At 53.3% G+C, this 23,134-nt stretch carries 22 protein-coding genes; 15 read left to right on the forward strand and 7 right to left on the reverse strand.

Annotated features, from left to right (window positions below; genetic code table 11):
• Positions 1-2 precede the first annotated feature (2 nt).
• From murD to mutT, 12 genes are all read left to right on the forward strand, one after another.
• The gene (gene murD, locus OGX92_RS10885) at positions 3-1,319 is read left to right on the forward strand and encodes a UDP-N-acetylmuramoyl-L-alanine--D-glutamate ligase (protein ID WP_149384459.1); all 1,317 of its coding nucleotides are present in this window, start codon (positions 3-5) and stop codon (positions 1,317-1,319) included.
• A complete protein-coding gene (gene ftsW, locus OGX92_RS10890) occupies positions 1,319-2,563 on the forward strand; it encodes a cell division protein FtsW (RefSeq protein WP_003829529.1) in 1,245 nt (414 codons plus the stop codon). Before murD ends, ftsW begins: the two co-directional genes overlap by 1 nt.
• The gene (murG, locus tag OGX92_RS10895; protein ID WP_003829528.1) at positions 2,560-3,627 is read left to right on the forward strand and encodes an undecaprenyldiphospho-muramoylpentapeptide beta-N-acetylglucosaminyltransferase; all 1,068 of its coding nucleotides are present in this window, start codon (positions 2,560-2,562) and stop codon (positions 3,625-3,627) included. The genes ftsW and murG overlap by 4 nt, the downstream gene beginning before the upstream one ends.
• Positions 3,628-3,678: 51 nt before the next feature.
• Positions 3,679-5,154, forward strand: a complete 1,476-nt coding sequence (gene murC, locus OGX92_RS10900; RefSeq protein WP_286586538.1) for a UDP-N-acetylmuramate--L-alanine ligase — start codon at positions 3,679-3,681, stop codon at positions 5,152-5,154.
• Positions 5,147-6,067 carry a D-alanine--D-alanine ligase gene (locus OGX92_RS10905; protein WP_240389393.1) on the forward strand — a complete coding sequence of 307 codons (921 nt, stop codon included), beginning with the start codon at positions 5,147-5,149 and terminating at the stop codon, positions 6,065-6,067. The genes murC and OGX92_RS10905 overlap by 8 nt, the downstream gene beginning before the upstream one ends.
• A 1-nt stretch (position 6,068) precedes the next feature.
• On the forward strand, positions 6,069-6,902 hold the full coding sequence (gene ftsQ, locus OGX92_RS10910) for a cell division protein FtsQ (protein WP_003018758.1): 834 nt from the start codon (positions 6,069-6,071) through the stop codon (positions 6,900-6,902).
• Positions 6,899-8,161: a cell division protein FtsA gene (gene ftsA / locus OGX92_RS10915; protein WP_003018755.1), complete on the forward strand. Its 1,263-nt coding sequence runs from the start codon at positions 6,899-6,901 to the stop codon at positions 8,159-8,161. The genes ftsQ and ftsA overlap by 4 nt, the downstream gene beginning before the upstream one ends.
• A gap of 62 nt (positions 8,162-8,223) precedes the next feature.
• Positions 8,224-9,375 (forward strand): cell division protein FtsZ, encoded by a 1,152-nt coding sequence (ftsZ, locus tag OGX92_RS10920; RefSeq protein ID WP_003018753.1) that lies wholly within the window; start codon positions 8,224-8,226, stop codon positions 9,373-9,375.
• A gap of 100 nt (positions 9,376-9,475) precedes the next feature.
• On the forward strand, positions 9,476-10,393 hold the full coding sequence (gene lpxC, locus OGX92_RS10925) for a UDP-3-O-acyl-N-acetylglucosamine deacetylase (protein WP_006686706.1): 918 nt from the start codon (positions 9,476-9,478) through the stop codon (positions 10,391-10,393).
• Between the two features lie 283 nt (positions 10,394-10,676).
• Complete coding sequence (gene secM / locus OGX92_RS10930) at positions 10,677-11,183, forward strand: secA translation cis-regulator SecM (RefSeq protein ID WP_126956890.1); 507 nt, start codon at positions 10,677-10,679, stop codon at positions 11,181-11,183.
• Between the two features lie 60 nt (positions 11,184-11,243).
• On the forward strand, positions 11,244-13,949 hold the full coding sequence (gene secA / locus OGX92_RS10935) for a preprotein translocase subunit SecA (protein WP_003829517.1): 2,706 nt from the start codon (positions 11,244-11,246) through the stop codon (positions 13,947-13,949).
• Between the two features lie 56 nt (positions 13,950-14,005).
• A complete protein-coding gene (gene mutT / locus OGX92_RS10940) occupies positions 14,006-14,395 on the forward strand; it encodes an 8-oxo-dGTP diphosphatase MutT (RefSeq protein ID WP_063941107.1) in 390 nt (129 codons plus the stop codon).
• Between the two features lie 173 nt (positions 14,396-14,568).
• On the opposite strand, the gene yacG is transcribed toward mutT, so the two are convergent.
• From yacG to coaE, 3 genes are read right to left on the reverse strand one after another with little or no spacing between them, the layout of a single operon-like run.
• Positions 14,569-14,763, reverse strand: coding sequence for a DNA gyrase inhibitor YacG (gene yacG / locus OGX92_RS10945; protein WP_003018740.1), 195 nt, complete (start codon positions 14,761-14,763; stop codon positions 14,569-14,571).
• A 9-nt stretch (positions 14,764-14,772) separates the two neighbouring features.
• Positions 14,773-15,516, reverse strand: a complete 744-nt coding sequence (zapD, locus tag OGX92_RS10950) for a cell division protein ZapD (RefSeq protein ID WP_286586539.1) — start codon at positions 15,514-15,516, stop codon at positions 14,773-14,775.
• Positions 15,516-16,136 carry a dephospho-CoA kinase gene (gene coaE, locus OGX92_RS10955; protein WP_240389394.1) on the reverse strand — a complete coding sequence of 207 codons (621 nt, stop codon included), beginning with the start codon at positions 16,134-16,136 and terminating at the stop codon, positions 15,516-15,518. Before coaE ends, zapD begins: the two co-directional genes overlap by 1 nt.
• Positions 16,137-16,361: 225 nt before the next feature.
• Here coaE and OGX92_RS10960 point away from each other — a divergent pair, with 225 nt between their 5' ends.
• Entirely contained in the window at positions 16,362-17,405 is a 1,044-nt protein-coding gene (locus OGX92_RS10960) for a GMP reductase (RefSeq protein WP_003829510.1), read from the forward strand.
• A 60-nt stretch (positions 17,406-17,465) separates the two neighbouring features.
• On the opposite strand, the gene hofC is transcribed toward OGX92_RS10960, so the two are convergent.
• The 4 genes from hofC to nadC form a co-directional block, all read right to left on the reverse strand.
• On the reverse strand, positions 17,466-18,665 hold the full coding sequence (hofC, locus tag OGX92_RS10965; protein WP_286586540.1) for a protein transport protein HofC: 1,200 nt from the start codon (positions 18,663-18,665) through the stop codon (positions 17,466-17,468).
• Positions 18,655-20,040 (reverse strand): type II secretion system protein GspE, encoded by a 1,386-nt coding sequence (gene gspE, locus OGX92_RS10970; RefSeq protein ID WP_286586541.1) that lies wholly within the window; start codon positions 20,038-20,040, stop codon positions 18,655-18,657. Before gspE ends, hofC begins: the two co-directional genes overlap by 11 nt.
• Before the next feature lie 9 nt (positions 20,041-20,049).
• Complete coding sequence (gene ppdD, locus OGX92_RS10975) at positions 20,050-20,487, reverse strand: prepilin peptidase-dependent pilin (RefSeq protein ID WP_063941110.1); 438 nt, start codon at positions 20,485-20,487, stop codon at positions 20,050-20,052.
• Positions 20,488-20,730: 243 nt separating this feature from the next.
• Positions 20,731-21,624 (reverse strand): carboxylating nicotinate-nucleotide diphosphorylase, encoded by an 894-nt coding sequence (gene nadC / locus OGX92_RS10980; protein WP_003829503.1) that lies wholly within the window; start codon positions 21,622-21,624, stop codon positions 20,731-20,733.
• Positions 21,625-21,711: 87 nt separating this feature from the next.
• On the opposite strand from nadC, the gene ampD reads away from it, so the two are divergent.
• Positions 21,712-22,275: a 1,6-anhydro-N-acetylmuramyl-L-alanine amidase AmpD gene (gene ampD, locus OGX92_RS10985; RefSeq protein ID WP_126956884.1), complete on the forward strand. Its 564-nt coding sequence runs from the start codon at positions 21,712-21,714 to the stop codon at positions 22,273-22,275.
• Positions 22,272-23,126 (forward strand): beta-lactamase regulator AmpE, encoded by an 855-nt coding sequence (gene ampE / locus OGX92_RS10990; protein ID WP_286586542.1) that lies wholly within the window; start codon positions 22,272-22,274, stop codon positions 23,124-23,126. Before ampD ends, ampE begins: the two co-directional genes overlap by 4 nt.
• Positions 23,127-23,134: the final 8 nt, after the last annotated feature.

Here is a 23,134-nt window from a genome sequence, read left to right on the forward strand (position 1 = left end):
TCATGGCTGATTACCAGGGTAAAAAAGTCGTCATTATCGGTCTGGGATTGACCGGGCTGTCCTGCGTGGATTTCTTTCTGGCGCGTGGTGTGACGCCGCGTGTGATGGATACCCGCGCAACGCCACCTGGCCTGGATAAATTGCCGGAAGCGGTTGAGCGTCATGTTGGCAGCCTGAATGACGATTGGCTGCTGGCTGCCGATCTCATCGTCGCCAGCCCTGGCATTGCCCTGGCGCATCCTTCGCTGAGCGCCGCTGCTGATGCAGGGATCGAAATTGTCGGTGACATCGAGCTGTTCTGTCGTGAAGCGCAGGCGCCGATCGTCGCGATCACCGGTTCCAACGGGAAAAGCACCGTCACCACGTTGGTGGGAGAAATGGCGAAAGCGGCTGGTGTGAACGTGGGTGTTGGCGGAAATATCGGCCTGCCCGCGCTGATGCTGCTGGATGACGAACGTGAGCTGTATGTACTGGAGCTGTCGAGCTTCCAGCTGGAGACAACCTCCAGCTTACAGGCTGTAGCCGCCACCATTTTGAACGTCACCGAAGATCATATGGACAGGTATCCGTTTGGCTTGCAGCAGTACCGTGCGGCCAAACTGCGCGTCTATGAGAATGCGAAAGTGTGTGTGGTTAATGCCGATGATGCGCTGACCATGCCGATTCGCGGGGCGGATGAGCGCTGCGTGAGCTTTGGCATCAACATGGGTGACTATCATCTCAATCGTCAGCAGGGTGAAACCTGGCTGCGGGTGAAGGGCGAAAAAGTCCTGAACGTGAAAGAGATGACGCTTACCGGCCAGCATAACTATACCAACGCACTGGCTGCGCTGGCGCTGGCGGATGCTGCGGGTCTGCCGCGGGCATCCAGCCTGAAAGCGCTGACTACCTTTACCGGTCTGGCTCATCGTTTCCAGTTGGTACTGAATCATAACGGTGTGCGTTGGATTAACGATTCAAAAGCCACCAACGTTGGCAGCACAGAAGCGGCACTGAATGGTCTGCACGTTGACGGTACGTTGCACCTGCTGCTGGGCGGCGATGGGAAATCGGCCGACTTTACGCCGCTGCAACGCTACCTGACTGGCGACAACATTCGTCTGTACTGCTTTGGTCGCGATGGCGCGCAGCTTGCCGCTCTGCGTCCTGAGGTTGCGGAACACACTGAAACCATGGAGCAGGCAATGCGTCTGCTCGCACCGCGTGTGAAGTCGGGTGATATGGTGCTGCTGTCGCCAGCCTGCGCCAGCCTTGACCAGTTCAAGAACTTTGAGCAACGCGGTGACGTCTTTACCCGTTTAGCGAAGGAGTTGGGTTGATGCGATTCTCTCTCCCTCGTCTGAAAATGCCGCGCGTACCGGGACTGGGTGTCCTGGCGTGGATCTTCGCGGCACTTAAAGGCTGGGTGATGGCTTCGCGTGATAAAGACGCGGACAGCCTGATCATGTATGACCGCATGCTGCTGTGGCTGACTTTTGGTCTGGCAGCGATCGGTTTTGTGATGGTGACATCGGCATCAATGCCCGTAGGGCAACGTCTGGCAGGCGATCCCTTCCTGTTTGCTAAGCGTGACGCGCTGTATATCTTCCTCGCGTTCTGTCTGGCGATGGTGACGCTGCGTCTGCCGATGGAGTTCTGGCAGAAGTACAGCACGACGATGCTGATCGCCTCGATCATCATGTTGTTGATCGTTCTGGTGGTGGGGAGCTCCGTTAACGGGGCATCGCGTTGGATCGCGCTGGGGCCGCTGCGTATTCAGCCTGCGGAATTCACCAAGCTGTCGCTGTTCTGTTATCTCGCTAACTACCTGGTGCGTAAAGTCGATGAAGTGCGTAACAACCTGCGCGGCTTCTTAAAACCGATGGGTGTGATTCTGGTGCTGGCAGTCTTACTGCTGGCGCAGCCTGACCTTGGTACGGTAGTGGTGCTGTTTGTCACGACGCTAGCGATGCTGTTTCTCGCTGGTGCGAAACTGTGGCAGTTCATTGCCATTATCGGCATGGGGATTTCGGCGGTGGTGCTGCTGATCCTTGCCGAACCGTATCGTATTCGCCGCGTAACCTCCTTCTGGAACCCATGGGAAGATCCGTTTGGCAGCGGCTACCAGTTAACGCAATCGCTGATGGCTTTTGGTCGCGGTGAGGTTTGGGGTCAGGGGTTAGGTAATTCAGTGCAAAAACTGGAGTATTTACCGGAAGCGCACACCGACTTCATCTTCGCCATCATTGGGGAAGAGCTGGGTTATATCGGTGTGGTATTGGCACTTTTAATGGTATTCTTCGTCGCTTTTCGCGCGATGTCGATCGGTCGCAAAGCACTGGAAATTGACCACCGTTTTTCAGGCTTTTTAGCCTGCTCCATCGGGATTTGGTTCAGCTTCCAGGCCCTGGTAAACGTCGGCGCGGCAGCAGGTATGCTGCCAACAAAAGGTCTGACGTTACCGCTGATCAGTTATGGTGGTTCCAGTTTGTTGATTATGTCGACGGCCATCATGTTTTTGTTACGTATTGATTATGAAACGCGTCTGGAAAAAGCCCAGGCGTTTACACGAGGTGCACGATGAGTGGTCAACCGAAGCGGTTAATGGTGATGGCAGGCGGTACCGGTGGGCATGTGTTCCCGGGGCTGGCGGTCGCGCACCATTTAATGGCCCAGGGCTGGCAGGTTCGTTGGCTGGGCACCGCCGATCGTATGGAAGCGGACTTAGTGCCGAAGCATGGCATTGAAATTGACTTTATTCGCATCTCCGGTTTGCGTGGTAAAGGTGTCAACGCGCTGCTTGCCGCCCCCGTGCGTATTTTTAATGCCTGGCGTCAGGCGCGCGCCATTATGAAGCAGTTTAAGCCTGATGTGGTGCTGGGGATGGGCGGCTATGTGTCCGGCCCTGGCGGTCTGGCTGCCTGGTCATTAGGCATCCCGGTTGTCCTGCATGAGCAGAACGGCATTGCGGGATTAACCAACAAGTGGCTGGCGAAGATTGCAACGAAGGTGATGCAGGCTTTTCCTGGCGCTTTCCCGAATGCGGAAGTGGTGGGTAACCCGGTACGCACCGACGTTCTGGCGCTGCCGTTGCCCGAAGCGCGTCTGGCGGGGCGTGAAGGCCCGGTTCGCGTGCTGGTCGTCGGGGGATCTCAGGGCGCACGCGTATTGAACCAGACGATGCCGCAGGTTGCCGCAAAGCTTGGTGACGCGGTGACTATCTGGCATCAGAGTGGCAAAGGCGCGCAGCAAACCGTTGAACAGGCGTATGCCGACGCGGGACAACCGCAGCACAAGGTCACTGAGTTTATTGATGATATGGCAGCCGCCTACGCGTGGGCGGATGTCGTAGTTTGTCGCTCCGGCGCGCTGACGGTAAGCGAAATTGCCGCTGCGGGTTTGCCTGCGCTGTTTGTGCCTTTCCAGCACAAAGACCGACAGCAGTACTGGAATGCGCTGCCGCTTGAGAAAGCGGGCGCCGCTAAAATTCTTGAGCAGCCGCAGTTTACTGTGGATGCCGTCGCGAACACCCTTTCCGGGTGGTCGCGAGAAACCTTATTAACCATGGCAGAACGTGCGCGCGCCGCATCCATACCGGATGCCACAGAGCGTGTTGCTAATGAAGTGAGCCGGGCTGCCCGGGCGTAATTGTGGTGATGCCTTTTGCATCGCATGAACTAAGAAGTTAATGGCTAAAGAATGAATACACAACAACTGGCAAAACTGCGTTCCATCGTGCCCGAAATGCGTCGCGTTCGGCACATTCACTTTGTCGGCATCGGTGGTGCTGGTATGGGCGGTATTGCCGAAGTTTTGGCCAATGAAGGTTATCAGATCAGTGGTTCTGACCTGGCGCCGAACCCGGTGACGCAGCAGTTGACGAATCTGGGCGCCACGATTTTCTTCAACCATCGCCCTGAAAATGTGCGTGATGCGAGCGTGGTGGTGGTATCCAGCGCGATTTCTGCGGATAACCCGGAAATTGTTGCGGCGCATGAAGCGCGTATTCCGGTGATCCGTCGTGCTGAAATGCTGGCGGAGTTAATGCGTTTTCGTCACGGTATCGCCATTGCCGGGACGCACGGTAAAACCACGACAACAGCGATGGTCTCCAGTATCTACGCAGAAGCGGGGCTGGATCCGACGTTTGTCAACGGCGGTCTGGTGAAGGCCGCAGGCGTCCATGCGCGTCTGGGTCATAGCCGTTATTTAATTGCGGAGGCGGATGAGAGCGATGCGTCGTTCCTGCATTTGCAGCCGATGGTAGCGATTGTTACCAATATCGAAGCCGATCATATGGATACCTACCATGGTGACTTCGAAAATTTAAAGCAGACGTTTATTAATTTCCTGCATAACTTGCCGTTTTATGGTCGTGCGGTTATGTGCGTTGACGACCCGGTGATCCGCGAGTTGTTGCCGCGAGTTGGTCGTCAAACCACAACCTATGGTTTCAGCGATGATGCTGATGTGCGCGTCGAAGATTACCAGCAGATTGGTCCACAAGGACACTTCACGCTGCTGCGTCAGGGGATGGCCGATTTACGCGTGACGTTGAACGCACCGGGCCGTCACAATGCGCTGAACGCGGCGGCGGCGGTGGCAGTGGCAACAGAAGAAGGCATTGAAGACGACGTAATTCTGCGCGCGCTGGAAAGTTTCCAGGGCACCGGACGCCGTTTTGACTTCCTCGGCGAATTCCCGCTGGAGCCGGTAAACGGTAAAGCCGGGACGGCGATGCTGGTGGATGATTATGGTCATCACCCAACGGAAGTGGATGCCACGATTAAAGCTGCTCGCGCGGGCTGGCCGGACAAAAATCTGGTAATGCTGTTCCAGCCGCACCGCTTTACGCGTACACGCGATTTGTATGACGACTTTGCCAACGTGCTGACTCAGGTCGATGCGCTGTTGATGCTGGATGTATACGCCGCGGGTGAAGCTGCGATTCCGGGGGCTGACAGCCGCTCGCTGTGCCGTACGATCCGTGGTCGCGGTAAGATCGACCCGATTCTGGTATCAGATCCGGCTCAGGTGGCAGACATGTTGGCGCCGGTATTAACCGGCAACGATCTGATTTTGGTGCAGGGCGCTGGAAATATCGGCAAAATCGCGCGTTCCTTAGCTGAAATCAAACTGAAGCCGCAAAACCCGGAGGAAGAACAACATGGCTGATAAAATCGCGGTCCTGTTAGGGGGAACCTCCGCAGAGCGTGACGTTTCGCTGAATTCCGGCGCGGCCGTACTGGCAGGGTTACGCGAAGGTGGTGTGGATGCTCATCCAATTGACCCAAAAGAGGTTGATGTCACGCTTTTGAAATCGATGGATTTTCAAAAGGTGTTTATTGCACTGCACGGTCGTGGTGGTGAAGATGGCACGTTGCAGGGCCTGCTGGAGCTGATTGGTCTGCCGTATACCGGTAGTGGCGTCATGGCTTCTGCCATTTCGATGGACAAACTGCGCAGCAAACTGTTGTGGCAGGGGGCTGGTTTACCGGTCGCGCCTTGGGTCGCATTGACTCGCGCTGAATTCGAAAAAGGTCTTAGCGATGAGGTGGTTACGGAGATTTCTGCGTTAGGTTTGCCGCTGATTGTGAAGCCAAGCCGTGAAGGCTCAAGCGTAGGGATGTCAAAAGTTGAAGAAGAAAATGCTTTGCATGGTGCATTAGCATTGGCTTTTCAGCATGATGAAGAAGTACTGATCGAAAAATGGCTCAGTGGCCCGGAATTTACAGTTGCGATGCTTGGTGAAGAAATTTTACCGTCAATACGTATCCAACCCGCGGGAACCTTCTATGATTATGAGGCGAAGTATCTCTCTGATGAGACACAATATTTCTGCCCTGCTGGTCTGGAAGTCGAACAAGAGGCCCGTTTACAGGAATTAGTCCTGAAAGCGTGGACCACATTGGGCTGTAAAGGTTGGGGTCGCATTGACGTCATGCTGGACAGCGATGGCCAGTTTTATCTGCTGGAAGCGAATACCTCTCCGGGTATGACCAGCCACAGTCTGGTGCCGATGGCGGCGCGTCAGGCGGGGCTGAGCTTCTCGCAGTTGGTGGTAAGAATTCTGGAGTTGGCGGACTGATATGTCGCAGGCTGCGCTGAACACGCGAAACGGTGATGAAGAAGAAGTAAACTCCTCACGCCGCAATAATGGAACGCGTCTTGCAGGAATATTGTTCCTGCTGACAGTGCTGTGCACCGTGTTTGTCAGCGGCTGGGTAGTGTTGGGGTGGATGGAAGATGCGCAACGTTTGCCTTTATCGAAACTGGTGTTAACCGGCGAACGGCATTACACGCGCAATGACGATATTCGTCAGTCCATTCTGGCGCTGGGCGCTCCGGGAACCTTTATGACTCAGGATGTGAACATCATTCAGAGTCAAATTGAACGCCTCCCCTGGATTAAACAGGCGAGCGTCAGAAAGCAATGGCCCGATGAATTGAAGATTCATCTGGTTGAATATGTGCCCATTGCGCGTTGGAATGACCAACATATGGTGGATGCTGAAGGAAATACGTTCAGTGTTCCAACCGGTCGGGCCAATAAGCAGGTATTACCCATGTTGTATGGACCGGAAGGCAGCGCAAGTGAAGTGTTGCAAGGGTTCCGCGATATGGGGCAGGTGCTGGCTAAGGATAGATTCACCCTGAAGGAAGCGGCGATGACCGCTCGTCGTTCCTGGCAGTTGACGCTGAATAACGATATTAAGCTGAATCTGGGCAGGGGCGATACGATAAAACGTTTGGCTCGCTTTGTGGAACTCTACCCGGTTTTACAGCAGCAGGCGCAAACCGATGGCAAACGGATTAGCTACGTTGATTTGCGTTATGACTCAGGAGCGGCAGTAGGCTGGGTTCCCTTGCCTCCTGAGGAATCTAATCAGCAACAGAATCAGGCACAGGCAGAACAACAATGATCAAGGCGACGGACAGAAAACTGGTAGTTGGACTGGAGATTGGCACCGCGAAGGTAGCCGCTTTAGTAGGGGAAGTTCTGCCCGACGGTATGGTCAATATCATTGGCGTGGGCAGTTGCCCATCGCGAGGTATGGATAAAGGCGGGGTGAATGACCTTGAGTCAGTGGTGAAGTGCGTACAGCGCGCCATTGACCAGGCTGAACTGATGGCAGATTGCCAGATTTCCTCGGTGTATCTGGCACTTTCCGGTAAACATATTAGCTGTCAAAATGAAATTGGTATGGTGCCCATTTCCGAAGAGGAAGTGACGCAGGAAGATGTGGAAAACGTAGTACATACGGCAAAATCCGTACGCGTTCGCGATGAACATCGTGTTCTGCACGTTATTCCGCAGGAATACGCCATCGACTACCAGGAAGGCATTAAAAATCCGGTCGGTCTTTCCGGCGTGCGTATGCAGGCAAAAGTCCATCTTATTACCTGCCACAACGACATGGCGAAGAACATTGTCAAAGCCGTTGAACGTTGTGGTCTGAAAGTTGACCAACTGATTTTTGCCGGGTTGGCAGCCAGTTATTCCGTGTTGACGGAAGATGAACGTGAGCTGGGTGTCTGCGTGGTAGATATTGGTGGTGGTACAATGGACATCGCCGTTTATACTGGCGGGGCGTTGCGCCACACTAAAGTGATCCCTTATGCAGGGAATGTAGTGACCAGCGATATCGCGTATGCCTTTGGTACGCCGCCGAGCGATGCTGAAGCCATCAAAGTGCGTCATGGATGCGCGCTGGGCTCCATCGTGGGTAAAGACGAAAGCGTTGAAGTGCCAAGCGTAGGTGGTCGTCCACCGCGTAGCCTGCAACGTCAGACCCTGGCAGAGGTCATTGAGCCGCGTTATACCGAGCTGCTCAACCTGGTCAACGAAGAAATTTTGCAATTACAAGAACAGCTTCGCCAGCAGGGTGTGAAACATCATCTGGCGGCGGGGATTGTGTTAACCGGTGGCGCTGCGCAAATTGAAGGTCTTGCGGCCTGCGCACAGCGCGTGTTCCATACGCAAGTACGTATTGGCGCACCGCTGAATATCACTGGTCTGACGGATTATGCCCAGGAGCCTTATTATTCAACGGCAGTGGGGCTGCTTCACTACGGGAAAGAATCCCATTTGAGTGGTGAGGCTGAAGTTGAAAAACGCGTTACGGCATCAGTTGGCTCGTGGATCAAACGACTCAATAGCTGGCTGCGAAAAGAGTTTTAATTTTTAAAGAGACCAACGCACATTAACGGTCTCAGGCGACAGGCACAACGGAGAGAGAAACTATGTTTGAACCTATGGAACTAACCAATGACGCGGTGATTAAAGTCATCGGCGTCGGCGGCGGCGGCGGTAATGCCGTTGAACACATGGTGCGCGAGCGCATCGAAGGTGTTGAATTCTTCGCGGTGAATACCGACGCTCAGGCGTTGCGTAAAACGGCGGTTGGACAGACCATTCAGATTGGTAGCGGCATCACCAAAGGTCTGGGCGCGGGTGCAAACCCGGAAGTCGGCCGTAATGCGGCAGACGAAGACCGTGAAGCTCTGCGTGCAGCGCTTGACGGCGCAGACATGGTGTTTATCGCAGCAGGCATGGGCGGCGGTACCGGTACCGGTGCAGCGCCAGTGGTTGCTGAAGTAGCAAAAGATTTAGGTATTCTGACCGTTGCTGTCGTGACTAAGCCTTTCAATTTTGAAGGTAAGAAGCGTATGGCATTCGCGGAGCAGGGTATCACCGAGCTGTCCAAACATGTGGACTCTCTGATCACTATTCCGAATGACAAGCTGCTGAAAGTGCTGGGTCGCGGAATCTCCCTGCTGGATGCGTTTGGCGCAGCGAACGACGTGCTGAAAGGCGCAGTCCAGGGTATCGCTGAACTGATTACTCGTCCGGGCCTGATGAACGTCGACTTTGCAGACGTGCGCACCGTGATGTCCGAAATGGGCTACGCGATGATGGGTTCAGGCGTGGCAAGCGGTGAAGACCGTGCAGAAGAAGCGGCTGAAATGGCTATCTCTTCTCCGCTGCTGGAAGACATCGATCTGTCTGGCGCGCGCGGCGTGCTGGTCAACATTACTGCGGGCTTCGACCTGCGTCTGGATGAGTTCGAAACCGTCGGTAACACGATTCGTGCCTTTGCATCGGATAATGCGACCGTGGTTATCGGTACCTCCCTGGACCCGGATATGAACGACGAACTGCGCGTCACCGTTGTTGCGACTGGAATTGGTATGGACAAACGTCCTGAAATCACTCTGGTGACCAACAAGCAGGTACAGCAGCCGGTAATGGATCGTTACCAGCAGCACGGCATGGCGCCGTTGACGCAAGAGCAGAAACCGGTAGCGAAAGTGGTTAACGACAATACGCCGCAAACCACCAAAGAGCCGGATTATCTGGATATCCCAGCATTCCTGCGTAAGCAAGCTGATTAAGAATTAGCTGGAATTTGGGAATTGTGGCTCTTTGTGCTAAACTGGCCCACCGAATGTATAGTACACTTCGGTTGGATAGGTAATTTGGCGAGATTATACGATGATCAAACAAAGGACTCTTAAACGTATCGTTCAGGCGACTGGCGTCGGTTTGCATACCGGCAAAAAAGTCACCCTGACATTACGCCCTGCGCCGGCCAACACCGGGGTCATCTATCGTCGCACCGACTTGAATCCTCCGGTAGATTTCCCGGCCGATGCCAAATCTGTGCGTGATACCATGCTCTGTACGTGTCTGGTCAATGAGCATGATGTACGGATTTCAACCGTAGAGCACCTTAATGCTGCTCTGGCGGGTTTAGGTATCGATAACATCGTTATTGAAGTTAACGCACCGGAAATCCCGATCATGGATGGCAGTGCCGCTCCGTTCGTTTATCTGCTGCTTGATGCAGGTATTGAAGAACTGAGCAGCGCCAAAAAATTTGTTCGCATCAAAGAGACCGTTCGTGTCGAAGATGGCGATAAGTGGGCTGAGTTTAAGCCGTATAATGGTTTTACGTTGGATTTCACCATCGACTTTAACCATCCGGCGATCGACTCCAGCACGCAGCGCTACGCGATGAACTTCTCTGCGGATGCGTTCATGCGTCAGATCAGCCGTGCGCGTACTTTCGGCTTCATGCGTGATATCGAATATCTGCAGTCCCGCGGCCTGTGCCTGGGCGGCAGCTTCGATTGTGCCATCGTTGTTGACGATTATCGCGTATTGAACGAAGACGGCCTGCGTTTTGAAGATGAATTCGTTCGTCACAAAATGCTCGACGCGATCGGTGACTTGTTCATGTGTGGTCACAACATTATTGGTGCATTTACCGCGTATAAATCCGGTCATGCATTGAATAACAAACTGCTGCAGGCGGTCCTGGCAAAACAGGAAGCCTGGGAATATGTGACCTTCCAGGACGATGCAGAACTGCCGTTGGCGTTCAAAGCACCATCGACCGTACTGGCATAACGACATACGCTGTCGCATAAATTCGACTGGTAAATCTGGCACTCTCTCCGGCCAGGTGAGCCAGTCGTTTTTTTATCTTCCGAGTGCAAACCACCTTATCTGAAGCGACTTTTTCCCCACAGGTAGATTAAAATACCGTTCGATCGCTGCTTTCTTAAGCATATTTACCCGCGACTTGCTGTCATTACTGCTGTGGTGCGAACGCATTAATGGTAAGATTTGTGCGCAAAAAATGGTTTTGCATTTGTAACCCCAAACGCAGGGTATATCAGGTGGCAATAACGTGAGTGGAATACTGACGCGCTGGCGACAGTTAGGCAGACGGTACTTCTGGCCGCATCTCCTGTTGGGGATGGTCGCGGCTAGTTTTGGCCTGCCCGCGCTCGGTAATGCTGCTGAACCTAATACTCCCGCGAAGGCGACCGCCAGCAATCACGATCAAGGTGCTAAAGTAAACTTTAGCCAGCTTGCTTTGCTGGAAGCGACCAATCGGCGCCCAAATTTTACCGTCGATTACTGGCATCAACATGCCATTCGTACGGTTATCCGCCATCTTTCTTTTGCCATGGCACCTCAGGCGTTGCCCGTTGCCGAAGAGCCATTGCCAATCCAGGCGCACCATCTTGCGTTACTGAATACGCTCAGCGCGATGCTGACGCAAGAAGGCACTCCGCCCGCGACAGTAAGTCGCGTGACATACGCACACTTTACCTCTCAGGCCGCGTTTAGCGTTCCGGTCTGGATTAGCCAGCAGCAGGGTATCCGCGCTGGTCCTCAACGCCTCAGCTAAAAAAGAACCTTCCAACTTATAATTTTTGACTCCGCACCGCGGGGCGTTTGAGATTTTATTATGCTAATCAAATTATTAACGAAAGTATTCGGTAGCCGTAACGAGCGTACGCTGCGTCGTATGCGTAAAGTGGTCAATGTCATCAATGCGATGGAACCGGAGATGGAAAAACTCTCCGATGATGAACTGAAAGCGAAGACCGCTGAATTCCGCGCCCGTCTGGAAAAAGGTGCCAGCGTTGAGAGCCTGATCCCGGAAGCGTTCGCAGTAGTGCGTGAAGCGAGTAAGCGCGTGTTCGGTATGCGTCACTTCGACGTTCAGCTGCTGGGCGGTATGGTGCTTAACGATCGCTGCATCGCGGAAATGCGTACTGGTGAAGGTAAAACCCTGACCGCGACGCTGCCAGCCTACCTGAACGCATTAAGCGGGAAGGGCGTACACGTGGTTACCGTGAACGACTATCTGGCTCAGCGTGATGCCGAAAATAACCGCCCGCTGTTTGAATTCCTCGGCATGACCGTTGGTATCAACATGTCTGGCCTGCCTGCGCCAGCCAAGCGTGAAGCCTACAACGCCGATATTACTTACGGTACCAATAACGAATACGGCTTTGACTATCTGCGCGACAACATGGCGTTTAGTCCGGAAGAGCGTGTTCAACGTAAACTGCACTATGCGCTGGTCGATGAAGTCGACTCCATCCTGATCGATGAAGCGCGTACGCCGCTGATCATTTCCGGCCCGGCTGAAGACAGCTCGGAAATGTACAAAAAAGTTAATAAAATCATCCCGCACCTGATCCGTCAGGAGAAGGAAGATTCCGACACGTTCCAGGGCGAAGGCCACTTCTCTGTTGATGAGAAAGCGCGCCAGGTTAACCTGACCGAGCGTGGTCTGGTACTGATTGAAGAGCTGCTGGTTAACGAAGGCATTATGGACGAGGGCGAGTCACTGTACTCTCCTGGTAACATTATGCTGATGCACCACGTGACTGCCGCACTGCGTGCGCACGTGCTGTTTACCCGCGACGTAGATTACATCGTGAAAGACGGCGAAGTTATCATCGTCGATGAACACACCGGTCGTACCATGCAGGGGCGTCGCTGGTCCGATGGGCTGCACCAGGCTGTTGAAGCTAAAGAAGGCGTAGAGATCCAGAACGAGAACCAGACGCTGGCATCTATTACCTTCCAGAACTACTTCCGTTTGTACGAAAAACTGGCCGGTATGACCGGTACAGCCGACACTGAAGCGTTTGAATTTAGCTCCATCTACAAACTGGATACCGTGGTTGTGCCGACTAACCGTCCGATGATCCGTAAGGATTTACCGGATCTGGTGTACATGACCGAAGCGGAAAAAATTCAGGCGATCATTGAAGATATTAAAGAGCGTACTGCAAATGGCCAGCCGGTACTGGTAGGTACTATCTCCATTGAAAAATCGGAAGTAGTGTCTAACGAGCTGAGCAAAGCGGGTATCAAACACAACGTTCTGAACGCCAAGTTCCACGCCAACGAAGCTGCAATCGTCGCCCAGGCGGGTTATCCGTCAGCCGTGACTATCGCGACGAACATGGCAGGTCGTGGTACCGATATCGTGCTGGGCGGTAGCTGGCAGGCGGAAGTTGCCGAGCTGGAAAACCCAACTCCGGAACAAATCGCGCAGATTAAAGCCGAGTGGCAGGTTCGCCATGACGCGGTATTAGCAGCCGGTGGCTTGCATATTATCGGTACCGAGCGTCACGAATCTCGCCGTATCGATAACCAGCTGCGTGGTCGTTCGGGCCGTCAGGGTGACGCGGGCTCTTCCCGTTTCTATCTGTCGATGGAAGATGCGCTGATGCGTATTTTTGCCTCTGACCGCGTGTCAGGCATGATGCGTAAACTGGGTATGAAGCCTGGCGAAGCCATTGAACACCCATGGGTGACCAAAGCAATTGCTAACGCGCAGCGTAAAGTGGAAAGCCGCAACTTCGATATTCGTAAGCAGTTGCTGGAATATGATGACGTCGCCAACGACCAGCGTCGTGCTATCTACACCCAGCGTAACGAACTGCTGGACGTAACTGATGTTAGCGAAACCATCAACAGCATCCGCGAAGATGTCTTCAAAGCAACTATTGATGCCTATATTCCGCCGCAGTCTCTGGAGGAAATGTGGGATATCCCGGGTCTGCAGGAACGTCTGAAAAACGACTTCGATCTTGAGATGCCGATTTCAGAGTGGCTGGATAAAGAGCCTGAGCTGCACGAAGAAACGCTGCGTGAACGTATCCTGGCAAACGCCATCGAAGTTTATCAGCGTAAAGAGGAAGTTGTGGGCGCGGAGATGATGCGTCACTTCGAAAAAGGCGTGATGCTGCAAACTCTCGACTCCCTGTGGAAAGAGCACCTTGCTGCGATGGACTATCTGCGCCAGGGTATCCACCTGCGTGGTTATGCGCAAAAAGATCCGAAGCAGGAATACAAGCGTGAATCTTTCTCTATGTTTGCGTCAATGCTGGAATCACTGAAATACGAAGTGATCAGCACCCTGAGCAAAGTTCAGGTGCGTATGCCTGAAGAAGTCGAAGCTATGGAGCAGCAGCGTCGTGAAGAAGCTGAGCGCTTAGCGCAGATGCAGCAATTGAGCCATAAAGGCGACGATTCTGCCGCGGCAGAAGAGCTGGCAGCACAAACTGGCGATCGTAAAGTGGGTCGTAACGATCCGTGTCCTTGCGGCTCTGGCAAAAAATACAAACAGTGCCACGGCCGTCTGAGCTAAGAAAATAACTTACTGAAAAGGCGCAGAATTCTGCGCCTTTTTTATGGACGATAAAGATGAAAATACTGCAAATCGCCGTCGGGATTATTCGTAATCATCAACATGAAATTTTTATCACCCAGCGTGCGGCTGATGCCCACATGGCCAATAAGCTGGAGTTCCCCGGCGGGAAAATTGAAGCGGGCGAAACACCGGAGCAGGCGCTGATTCGCGAGCTACAGGAAGAAGTGGGGATCACGCCGACTCAAAGCTCATTGTTCGAAAAGCTGGAGTATCAGTTTCCGGACAGGCATATCACTCTGTGGTTCTGGCTGGTTGAAAGCTGGGAAGGCGAGCCGTGGGGAAAAGAGGGGCAACCGGCGCAGTGGATTGCGCAAGATGCTCTGAATGCGCAGGATTTCCCGCCCGCGAATGCACCGGTCATTGAAAAGCTGATAGCTGGCTAATGGTGCTGTAGGCCGGATAAGGCAATGCCGCATCCGGCAAATTATGGCGGGGGCGCTACGCATGCTCGCCCAACGTTTTAGTTCGTAGGCCTGATAAGCGCAGCGCCATCAGGCAAAACAACATAAAATGCCGGATGCGGCGTTGCCTAATCCGACCCACCGTTTTAGCAGAATTACTTCTGTTCTTCACTCCAGTCGTCGCTTTCTGACAGATCGCCAGAGCTTGGGATGCGTTTCTCTTCTGCGGCCCACTCTCCCAGATCGATTAACTGGCAGCGCTTGCTGCAGAATGGGCGAAACGGACTGACCTCAGCCCATACTACAGGCTTGCCGCAGGTTGGGCAGTTGACGATGGTTTGTTCAGACATGTTGACTCCTTAACAGCACGCCAGTTCAAAATCGAGGCGCTCAGGCACCTGACCATTCTCGCTATCCAGCGGCATAAAGCGGATGGCAAAACGGCTCTTATGACCAGAAATTTGCGGATAAAGCAGCGAATCAAGCGGCAGCTGTAAGCGCAGCAGATCTGCATCTTCGCCGTTGTCCTGATAAAAACCATTCAGGCTGGTTTGCTTACGAAACGGCGCTGAGTTGCGAATTAAATCCAGTACCAGCGACAGCGCCTGATTGAGCGGATTCAGGCTGGCAAGCCAGGTTTCAACCTGCGCGTTACGATGCGACTGTTCCAGGTGTAACCAGATATGCAGGGTCGGCAGATCGAAACTGCAGCACCCGCCAGGAATACTTAAACGCTGACGGACGAGACCAATCAGACGATCTTCGCGCAGCGTCTGTCCAATACGCGGGGCAGAAATCAGAATGCTGCCTGCACTTTTTAACTGCTGACGCAAAGAGTCGATTCTGCTTTGATCGACGCCGGGAACTTCGACCCAGGCCTGGAGTTTACGCTGCTGTCGTTCCAGTTCCTTGAGGAGTTCGGTGCGGACTTCGCCGCGTTCAAATACATCCAGTAAATCTCCGATATTGCGGAAAAAATGCAGAGCGCCGGCATGGTCAGCAATGGGCAAATTAACGGAGAGCTGTTGGATTAAAAACTCAATGCGCAGCCATGTGCGCATCTTCTCATTGAGAGGGTGTTCAAAAAGGACCTGGGTGTGCATTACGGTTTTTCCTGTGAGACAAACTGCGACGCGCATTGCAAATAGAGCGCGTGCAGGCGGGCGACATCCGAGGCGATGGCTTCCGGTGCGCCATTATTATCAATAACATCGTCTGCCACGACCAGCCGCGCTTCACGCGTTGCCTGGGCAGCAAGAATTTGTTCAACATGCTCACGCGTGACGTCATCACGCTGCATGGTGCGTCTGAGCTGGGTTTCGGGGGTGACATCCACCACGAGTACGCGGTCGGCTTTTTTATACAGCGAATTTTCCACCAGCAAAGGGACAACCCATAGCAGATAAGGAGAGGTTACTTGCTGAAACTGACGCTGCGTTTCCTGCTGAATAAGCGGATGGAGCAGGGCATTCAGCCAGCTTTTCTCCTCAGGATTGGAAAAAATGCGTTCGCGTAAAATGCGTCGCTGCAACGATCCGTCTGCGGCTATAACGTCGGAACCAAAATGTTCTTCGATCGCCTTAAGAGCAGGTGTGCCGGGTTCAACCACCTGGCGCGCAATAATATCTGCATCAATGACGTTTATTCCGAGGTCAGCGAACGCATTTGCAACGGTGCTTTTACCACTGCCAATGCCGCCGGTTAAGGCTACCGTATACCTCATAGATGCCGATCCTGGAGTTTAAGTTTGATTATCAAACAGTTAAAAGTTATGCGTGCGAAGGCGAGGCTGCTGCAGGATTAACCTACTATTCGCCAGGTAAATTTATGGGATTGTAGCGTAAAAAAAGAGAATTTCGCAGTCTTGCGCGCCATTGATTAGTGCGTATGATAGCGTCACTGGAGTTGTGAGTTTCGATTTTTCGCCATTAACCCCAGGAATCCGCACATGCGTATCGAAGAAGATCTGAAGTTAGGTTTCAAAGACGTTCTTATCCGCCCTAAGCGTTCTACTCTCAAAAGCCGTTCCGATGTTGAGCTGGAACGTCAATTTACCTTTAAGCATTCAGGTCAGACCTGGTCCGGCGTACCTATTATTGCCGCGAACATGGACACTGTCGGGACGTTTGCCATGGCAACGGCACTGGCATCCTTCGACATCCTGACCGCTGTGCACAAACACTATTCTGTTGAAGACTGGGCCGCCTTCATCGCAGAGAGCTCTGCCGATGTGCTCAAACACGTAATGGTTTCAACCGGTACGTCTGATGCAGATTTCGAAAAAACTAAACAGATTCTGGCGCTCAACCCCGCGCTGAACTTTATCTGCATTGATGTGGCCAATGGCTACTCAGAGCATTTTGTTCAGTTCGTGTCGAAAGCGCGTGAAGCATGGCCGACAAAAACGATCTGTGCGGGCAATGTGGTCACCGGTGAAATGTGTGAAGAGCTGGTGCTCTCCGGTGCTGATATTGTCAAAGTCGGCATTGGCCCAGGTTCAGTATGTACCACACGTGTAAAAACCGGCGTTGGCTATCCACAGCTTTCTGCAGTTATTGAATGCGCCGATGCAGCCCACGGTCTGGGTGGCATGATTGTCAGCGACGGCGGTTGCACAATGCCGGGTGACGTGGCAAAAGCGTTCGGTGGCGGCGCAGACTTCGTGATGCTTGGCGGCATGCTGGCTGGTCATGAAGAAAGTGGCGGCAAAATTGTTGAGGAGAACGGTGAGAAATTCATGCTGTTCTACGGTATGAGTTCTGAATCTGCCATGACGCGTCACGTAGGTGGTGTTGCACAGTACCGCGCCGCAGAAGGTAAAACCGTCAAGTTGCCACTGCGCGGCCCGGTTGATAATACCGCTCGCGATATCCTCGGCGGCCTGCGTTCTGCCTGTACCTATGTCGGTGCATCCCGTCTGAAAGAGCTGACCAAACGTACAACGTTTATTCGTGTACAGGAACAAGAAAACCGTGTTTTCAATAGCCTGTAAGAACAGCTAGTTCTGTGAAATGCCTGATGGCGTTACGCCGCCATCCGGCATTTGAATTTATCACACTCCGCTCATCGCATCTCCCAAATGGAAAATCGGTAAATACATCGCGACGACTAGGGTACCGATGATAAGCCCCGTAATGATCAGCAACGCAGGCTCAAGTAATGCAGCCAAATTCTCAGCCTGAGCCAGGGTTTTCTCGCCATGGTGATGCGCAAGATTGCGCAGCATTGCATCCAGCGAGCCGGAAGCTTCACCAGTTCTGACCAGCTGTATACACAATGGGCTGAATTCACCACTATTTTTAAGCGCTAACCAGATCGGTTTTCCAGCGCTGATATCCTGCTGAACCAGTGCTAAACGTTGCGACCAGAAAGGGTTAGCCAGCGTTTCGGTAACGCTCTCAAGACCCTGCAAAAAGGGAATGCCCGCATTTTGCGTTAACGCCAGAACAGTGAATATCTGCGTGAGTTTTTGCCCTCTCACCATCGGCCCTATGACCGGGAGGCTGAGCAGCAATTTCTGGCGAAGAATGAGCCAGTACGGTTTCTGCTTTATCAAATGATGTGTGGCAACTGCTACCAGGCCAAGTGCTACCGTCAGCCATCCCCATTGGCTGCTACAGTGTGCGATGGTAATAATCCAGTGAGTGAGCGCCGGTAGCGGGGTGTTGAACGTTTGGTAGATAGCGGCAAACTCAGGGAGTACAAACTGCAGCATCGCAAATACGACCATCACTGCCATTGTTATGATGATGATCGGATAGCGCAGGGCTTTTCTAACTTTATCAGCAAGTTGCTGTTGTTTCTTTTGCTGGTGGGCGAGTTCAAAACAGCAGTCGTCCAGCTTACCCGTAAGCTCTCCGGTGCGGATCATTGCCTGGTAAAGGGGCGGAAAAACGTGTTGCCATTGTGATAACGAGGTGGAGAGGGTAATGCCCTGTTCCATATCGTAAGCCAGCGTACGCAGTAGCGCCTGCCATTGACTGCTGGGATGCTGTTCAGCAAGCAGAGCTAGCCCTGTTGAGAGCGTTAACCCTGCCTTTAGTAATGTCGCCAACTGGTGTATGGTTTCGGCACTTCTTGTACGGCTCCAGTGCGAGGTTTTGACACGCATACGTTTAATGCGCAGCGGCGTAATCTGTTGTTTCTCAAGAGCCAGCATCAATGACGGTCGGGTATCGGCCCATAGTGTGCCTTCCAGCGATTTACCTTCGTTGTTAATACCTTGCCAGCGCCAAAGCTGTTTAGTGGACATGAGGCATGCCCAGTACACGAATCAGCTCTTCAAATGTCGTTAACCCTTGCTCGACGGCCTGACAGCCATTCTCGAATAGCGTTCTCATTCCTGATTGCTGAGCATCAGACTCCACTTCGTCTACGGATGTGCCACTGGCAATACTCTGACGTAATGCCGGAGTAACAGGGAGCACTTCAAACAATGCAGCACGACCATAAAATCCGTGATAACAATGTTTACAGCCAGGGGCCTGCCAATTCGGTAGTGGTGTAGGCCAGACAGCTTTCGGGAGCGTGATAGGCGTACTCTGACGTTGTCGGCAATGGGGGCACAACTTTCTGACCAACCGCTGTGCAATAACGAGCGTCAGCGCGGAGGCGATCATCCAGCGTGCGACACCCATTTGTTGCAAGCGCACCAGCGTTTCACTGGTGGAATTGGTATGCAGCGTAGAAAGAACCAGATGGCCGGTTTGCGCGGCTTTAAGGGCTATTTCGGCCGTTTCGCCATCGCGGATTTCACCCACCATGATAATGTCGGGATCCTGGCGCAGCAGAGCACGTAAGACTCCCTGAAAAGTCAGGCCGGCACGTGGGTGAATTTGCGTCTGGTTGAGACCTGCGATCGGGATCTCTACCGGATCTTCCACGCTACAAAGATTCACATCCGGGGTGTTTCGGGTTTGCAGCGCACTGTACAGCGTGACCGTTTTGCCGCTTCCGGTAGGCCCGGTAACCAGAATCAGCCCCTGAGGCTGCTGCAAGGCTTGCGAAAATGCGGCCAGCTGCGCGTCTTGCATTCCCAGCGCGGCGATCTCCAGTGACTGATCGACCTGATGAAGTAGCCGCAACACGACCTTTTCGCCGTAGCGACAGGGCAGGGTGGCGATGCGAAACGAGACCGGCTCTCCTGAAATCTCAACGGTAAATTGTCCGTCTTGTGGAAGCCGATGCTCGGCGATATCCAGGCTGCCTAATACTTTTAACCTTGCGGTAATGGCAATGCCCATCTCGGTCGTCACTTCCGGTAAAGCGTGAAGCACGCCATCTACGCGTAATCTGATTCGATAGTGATTTTCCTCGGGTTCAAAATGAATATCAGAAGCCCGTTGCGTCAGAGCGGAATGAAACGTCTGATTCAGCAAGTCTGCTGCGCTGGCGCTGCTTTTCGTGACCACTGCCGGGAGCATTGTCTGCGGTGTATGTGTGTGGCCTTCCATTTGCTGACGTGTCCAGCAGACAATGTCGATGCGCCGGATGGTGGCAAAATGCAGCGCATCCAGCAGCTCGTGTGATGGGGCGTCTACGACGGCGATATGCACTACTTCATTGTCTGCATCCAGTAATATTGCCTGATAACGTTGGCATAGCGCCGTAAGTTGGGTGGTGTTCATCTCTGTTCCTTAGTGGGTATCAAAGCGGAAAATGTCTTCACAGGCCTGCTGCAATGCGCTGTCGTTCTGGATGACGCAGTTTCGGTTCCAACCGGTAATGCCGTTGGCATTGTCCCAACCTGGCGTCATGGTGATGCTTAGCCCGTTCAGGCTTTCCTGCCCACTAAGACTGACAACTCCCTTTTCAACGCTCATGGCTGAGACGTAACGGGTAGTTGTTGGAGAGGGAATACCATTCGTTCCGGCATCGCAGGTATCTGTTCCGCCATGCTCCAGTGCACAGAGCTCAACTGCCGTGCGATAGGGGACAAAGGTTTGCAGCATGTCTGTCAGCGCGGCTTTGCGCAGATAGTTTTGATATGCCGGAATGCCGATGGCGCTAAGGATGGCAATAATGCCAATTACCACCATGAGTTCGATAAGTGTAAAGCCTCGTTGCTTGTTCATCGTTCGCTCCTTGAGTTTGCTGGCGCTACTTTGGCAAACCGACGGGAGGACGACGAGAGACAAAAAACAAAACGGGAAAGTGGGTTCAGAGGATTTTTACGAAATTACAGAGTCAGACAATGTATTTGCGAAGAGACTCGAAGAAACTGCCGGATGGTGGTGTAAATGCCGTATCCGGCTTACAGAATAAACTTGTATAGTAGGCCCGATAAGCGAAGCGTCATCGGGCAATACAATCAGCAATTAGCGAAATCGCATGGAGAGATCGAGTGCGCGAACATGTTTGGTCAGTGCGCCAACGGAGATAAAGTCGACACCGGTTTCGGCAAATTCGCGCAGCGTTTCATGGGTGACGTTGCCCGACACTTCCAGACGCGCCTGGCCGTTGGTGCGTTTTACCGCTTCGCGCATTTGGTCAGTTTCGAAGTTATCGAGCATGATGATGTCGGCCCCGGCTTTCAGCGCGTCGTCTAGCTCATCCAGGCTTTCTACTTCGACTTCAACCGGCACATCCGGGTGCAACCAGAAGGCTTTTTCGACGGCCTGACGTACCGAGCCGGAAGCAATAATGTGGTTTTCTTTTATCAGGAAGGCGTCGGAGAGCCCCAAACGATGATTCGCGCCGCCGCCGCACAATACGGCGTATTTTAGCGCGGTACGCAGTCCCGGCAGTGTTTTACGCGTATCCAGCAGTTGGGTCTTGGTTCCCACTAACAGGTCGACGTATTTACGCACTTCGCTCGCTACACCTGAAAGCGTCTGCACAAAATTCAGCGCAGTACGTTCACCGGTCAGTAAAACGCGGGAAGGGCCGTCCAGTTCAAACAGCGGCTGATTGGCCTTTATGCTGTCGCCATCTTCGACATGCCAGGTGATGTTGACATCATCGCCAGCCAGCTGAATAAAGACCTCTTCCACCCAACGTTTTCCACAAAAAACGCCATCTTCGCGGGTGATTACGGTGGCATGGGAGCGCATGTCTTCGGGTAAAAGCTGTGCGGTGATATCGTTATTGGCATCAACTTCTCCGCCTAAATCTTCACGCAGCGCCTGAGCTACAGCGGCAGGGATATCCAGATTTATGCGTTCCAACAGCGCGTCACGTCGGTAGTCAGGGTTATAGCGGCGAGGCGGCATGATAAAACTCCAAATTGCTAACGAATCATAAGGTGGAAACATGCTACCCTGAACCTGATATGAGCACCACCAATAAGGAGATTCTGCATGTTGTTAGACGAGGGCTGGCTGGCAGAGGCGCGACGCGTCCCCTCTCCGCATTACGATTGCCGCCCGGATGACGAAAACCCTTCTCTGCTGGTGGTGCATAATATCAGCCTGCCGCCCGGCGAGTTTGGCGGCCCGTGGATAGACGCGCTGTTTACGGGCACGATTGATCCCAACGCCCATCCTTATTTTGCCGGGATCGCCCATCTGCGTGTTTCGGCCCATTGTTTGATTCGCCGTGACGGTGAAATCGTGCAATATGTGCCTTTTGATAAACGCGCCTGGCATGCGGGTGTGTCGAGCTATCAAGGGCGAGAACGCTGTAATGATTTTTCAATTGGTATTGAGTTGGAAGGGACGGATACGCTGGCCTATACCGATGCGCAGTATCAGCAACTGGCTGCCGTGACGAATACTCTGGTTACGCGTTATCCGGCCATTGCTAACAACATGACAGGACATTGCAATATTGCGCCCGAGCGTAAGACCGATCCCGGGCCGTCCTTTGACTGGGCAAGGTTCCGCGCCCTGGTCACCCCCTCGTCGCACAAGGAGATGACATGACGCTGTTTACAACATTATTGGTGTTGATTGTTGAACGCCTGTTTAAGCTGGGTGAGCACTGGCAGCTTGATCACCGGATTGAAGCTTTTTTCCGCCGGACTAAGCATTTCTCGATGATGCGTACGGTAGGCATGACTCTTATTGCGATGGGGGTGACATTTCTGCTACTGCGCGTACTTCATGGGCTGTTGTTTAATGTTCCGTTGCTGGTGGCGTGGATCTTAATTGGCTTGCTGTGCATCGGTGCTGGCAAGGCGCGCCTTCACTATCACGCTTACCTGAACGCGGCTGCTCGCGATGATGCTCACGCCCGTGATGCGATGGCCAGCGAGCTGACGCTTATCCATGGGGTTCCGCCGGACTGCGATGAGCGTGAATTCTTGCGCGAACTGCAGAACGCGCTGTTATGGAACAACTTCCGCTTTTATCTGGCACCGTTATTTTGGCTGATTGTCGGTGGTCCGTGGGGACCTGTGACGCTGGTTGGTTATGCTTTTTTACGTGCCTGGCAGTCCTGGCTGGCGCGCTATCAGACACCGCACCAGCGTCTGCATTCAGGTATTGATGCGATCCTGCATGTGCTGGATTGGATCCCGGTGCGTCTGGCGGGCGTGGTCTATGCGCTATTGGGACACGGTGAGAAGGCGCTGCCGGCCTGGTTTGCCTCGCTTGCGGATCTGCACACGTCGCAATATCAGGTGCTTACGCGTCTGGCGCAGTTCTCGCTGGCGCGTGAACCGCACACCGATAAAGTCGAAACGCCAAAAGCTGCCGTTTCGCTGGCGAAGAAAACCTCGTTTGTGGTGGTGGTGGTTATTGCGGTGCTCACCATTTATGGGGCATTAGTATAGCGTTGTGC

Origin of the sequence: Citrobacter sp. Cpo089, from assembly GCF_030332695.1 — a bacterium.
GTDB classification, from domain to species: domain Bacteria; phylum Pseudomonadota; class Gammaproteobacteria; order Enterobacterales; family Enterobacteriaceae; genus Citrobacter; species Citrobacter portucalensis.

Bases quoted from the DNA above. Each gene is read 5' to 3' on its own strand.
- hofC (WP_286586540.1), bottom strand. From the start codon at position 18,665: ATGTCCACTAAACAGCTTTGGCGCTGGCAAGGTATTAACAACGAAGGT.
- ftsZ (WP_003018753.1), top strand. From the start codon at position 8,224: ATGTTTGAACCTATGGAACTAACCAATGACGCGGTGATTAAAGTCATC.
- OGX92_RS10960 (WP_003829510.1), top strand. From the start codon at position 16,362: ATGCGTATCGAAGAAGATCTGAAGTTAGGTTTCAAAGACGTTCTTATC.
- mutT (WP_063941107.1), top strand. From the start codon at position 14,006: ATGAAAATACTGCAAATCGCCGTCGGGATTATTCGTAATCATCAACAT.
- yacG (WP_003018740.1), bottom strand. From the start codon at position 14,763: ATGTCTGAACAAACCATCGTCAACTGCCCAACCTGCGGCAAGCCTGTA.
- secA (WP_003829517.1), top strand. From the start codon at position 11,244: ATGCTAATCAAATTATTAACGAAAGTATTCGGTAGCCGTAACGAGCGT.
- murC (WP_286586538.1), top strand. From the start codon at position 3,679: ATGAATACACAACAACTGGCAAAACTGCGTTCCATCGTGCCCGAAATG.
- OGX92_RS10905 (WP_240389393.1), top strand. From the start codon at position 5,147: ATGGCTGATAAAATCGCGGTCCTGTTAGGGGGAACCTCCGCAGAGCGT.
- gspE (WP_286586541.1), bottom strand. From the start codon at position 20,040: ATGAACACCACCCAACTTACGGCGCTATGCCAACGTTATCAGGCAATA.
- nadC (WP_003829503.1), bottom strand. From the start codon at position 21,624: ATGCCGCCTCGCCGCTATAACCCTGACTACCGACGTGACGCGCTGTTG.
- lpxC (WP_006686706.1), top strand. From the start codon at position 9,476: ATGATCAAACAAAGGACTCTTAAACGTATCGTTCAGGCGACTGGCGTC.
- ampD (WP_126956884.1), top strand. From the start codon at position 21,712: ATGTTGTTAGACGAGGGCTGGCTGGCAGAGGCGCGACGCGTCCCCTCT.
- murD (WP_149384459.1), top strand. From the start codon at position 3: ATGGCTGATTACCAGGGTAAAAAAGTCGTCATTATCGGTCTGGGATTG.
- coaE (WP_240389394.1), bottom strand. From the start codon at position 16,136: ATGAGGTATACGGTAGCCTTAACCGGCGGCATTGGCAGTGGTAAAAGC.
- ftsW (WP_003829529.1), top strand. From the start codon at position 1,319: ATGCGATTCTCTCTCCCTCGTCTGAAAATGCCGCGCGTACCGGGACTG.
- ftsQ (WP_003018758.1), top strand. From the start codon at position 6,069: ATGTCGCAGGCTGCGCTGAACACGCGAAACGGTGATGAAGAAGAAGTA.
- ampE (WP_286586542.1), top strand. From the start codon at position 22,272: ATGACGCTGTTTACAACATTATTGGTGTTGATTGTTGAACGCCTGTTT.
- ftsA (WP_003018755.1), top strand. From the start codon at position 6,899: ATGATCAAGGCGACGGACAGAAAACTGGTAGTTGGACTGGAGATTGGC.
- ppdD (WP_063941110.1), bottom strand. From the start codon at position 20,487: ATGAACAAGCAACGAGGCTTTACACTTATCGAACTCATGGTGGTAATT.
- murG (WP_003829528.1), top strand. From the start codon at position 2,560: ATGAGTGGTCAACCGAAGCGGTTAATGGTGATGGCAGGCGGTACCGGT.
- zapD (WP_286586539.1), bottom strand. From the start codon at position 15,516: ATGCACACCCAGGTCCTTTTTGAACACCCTCTCAATGAGAAGATGCGC.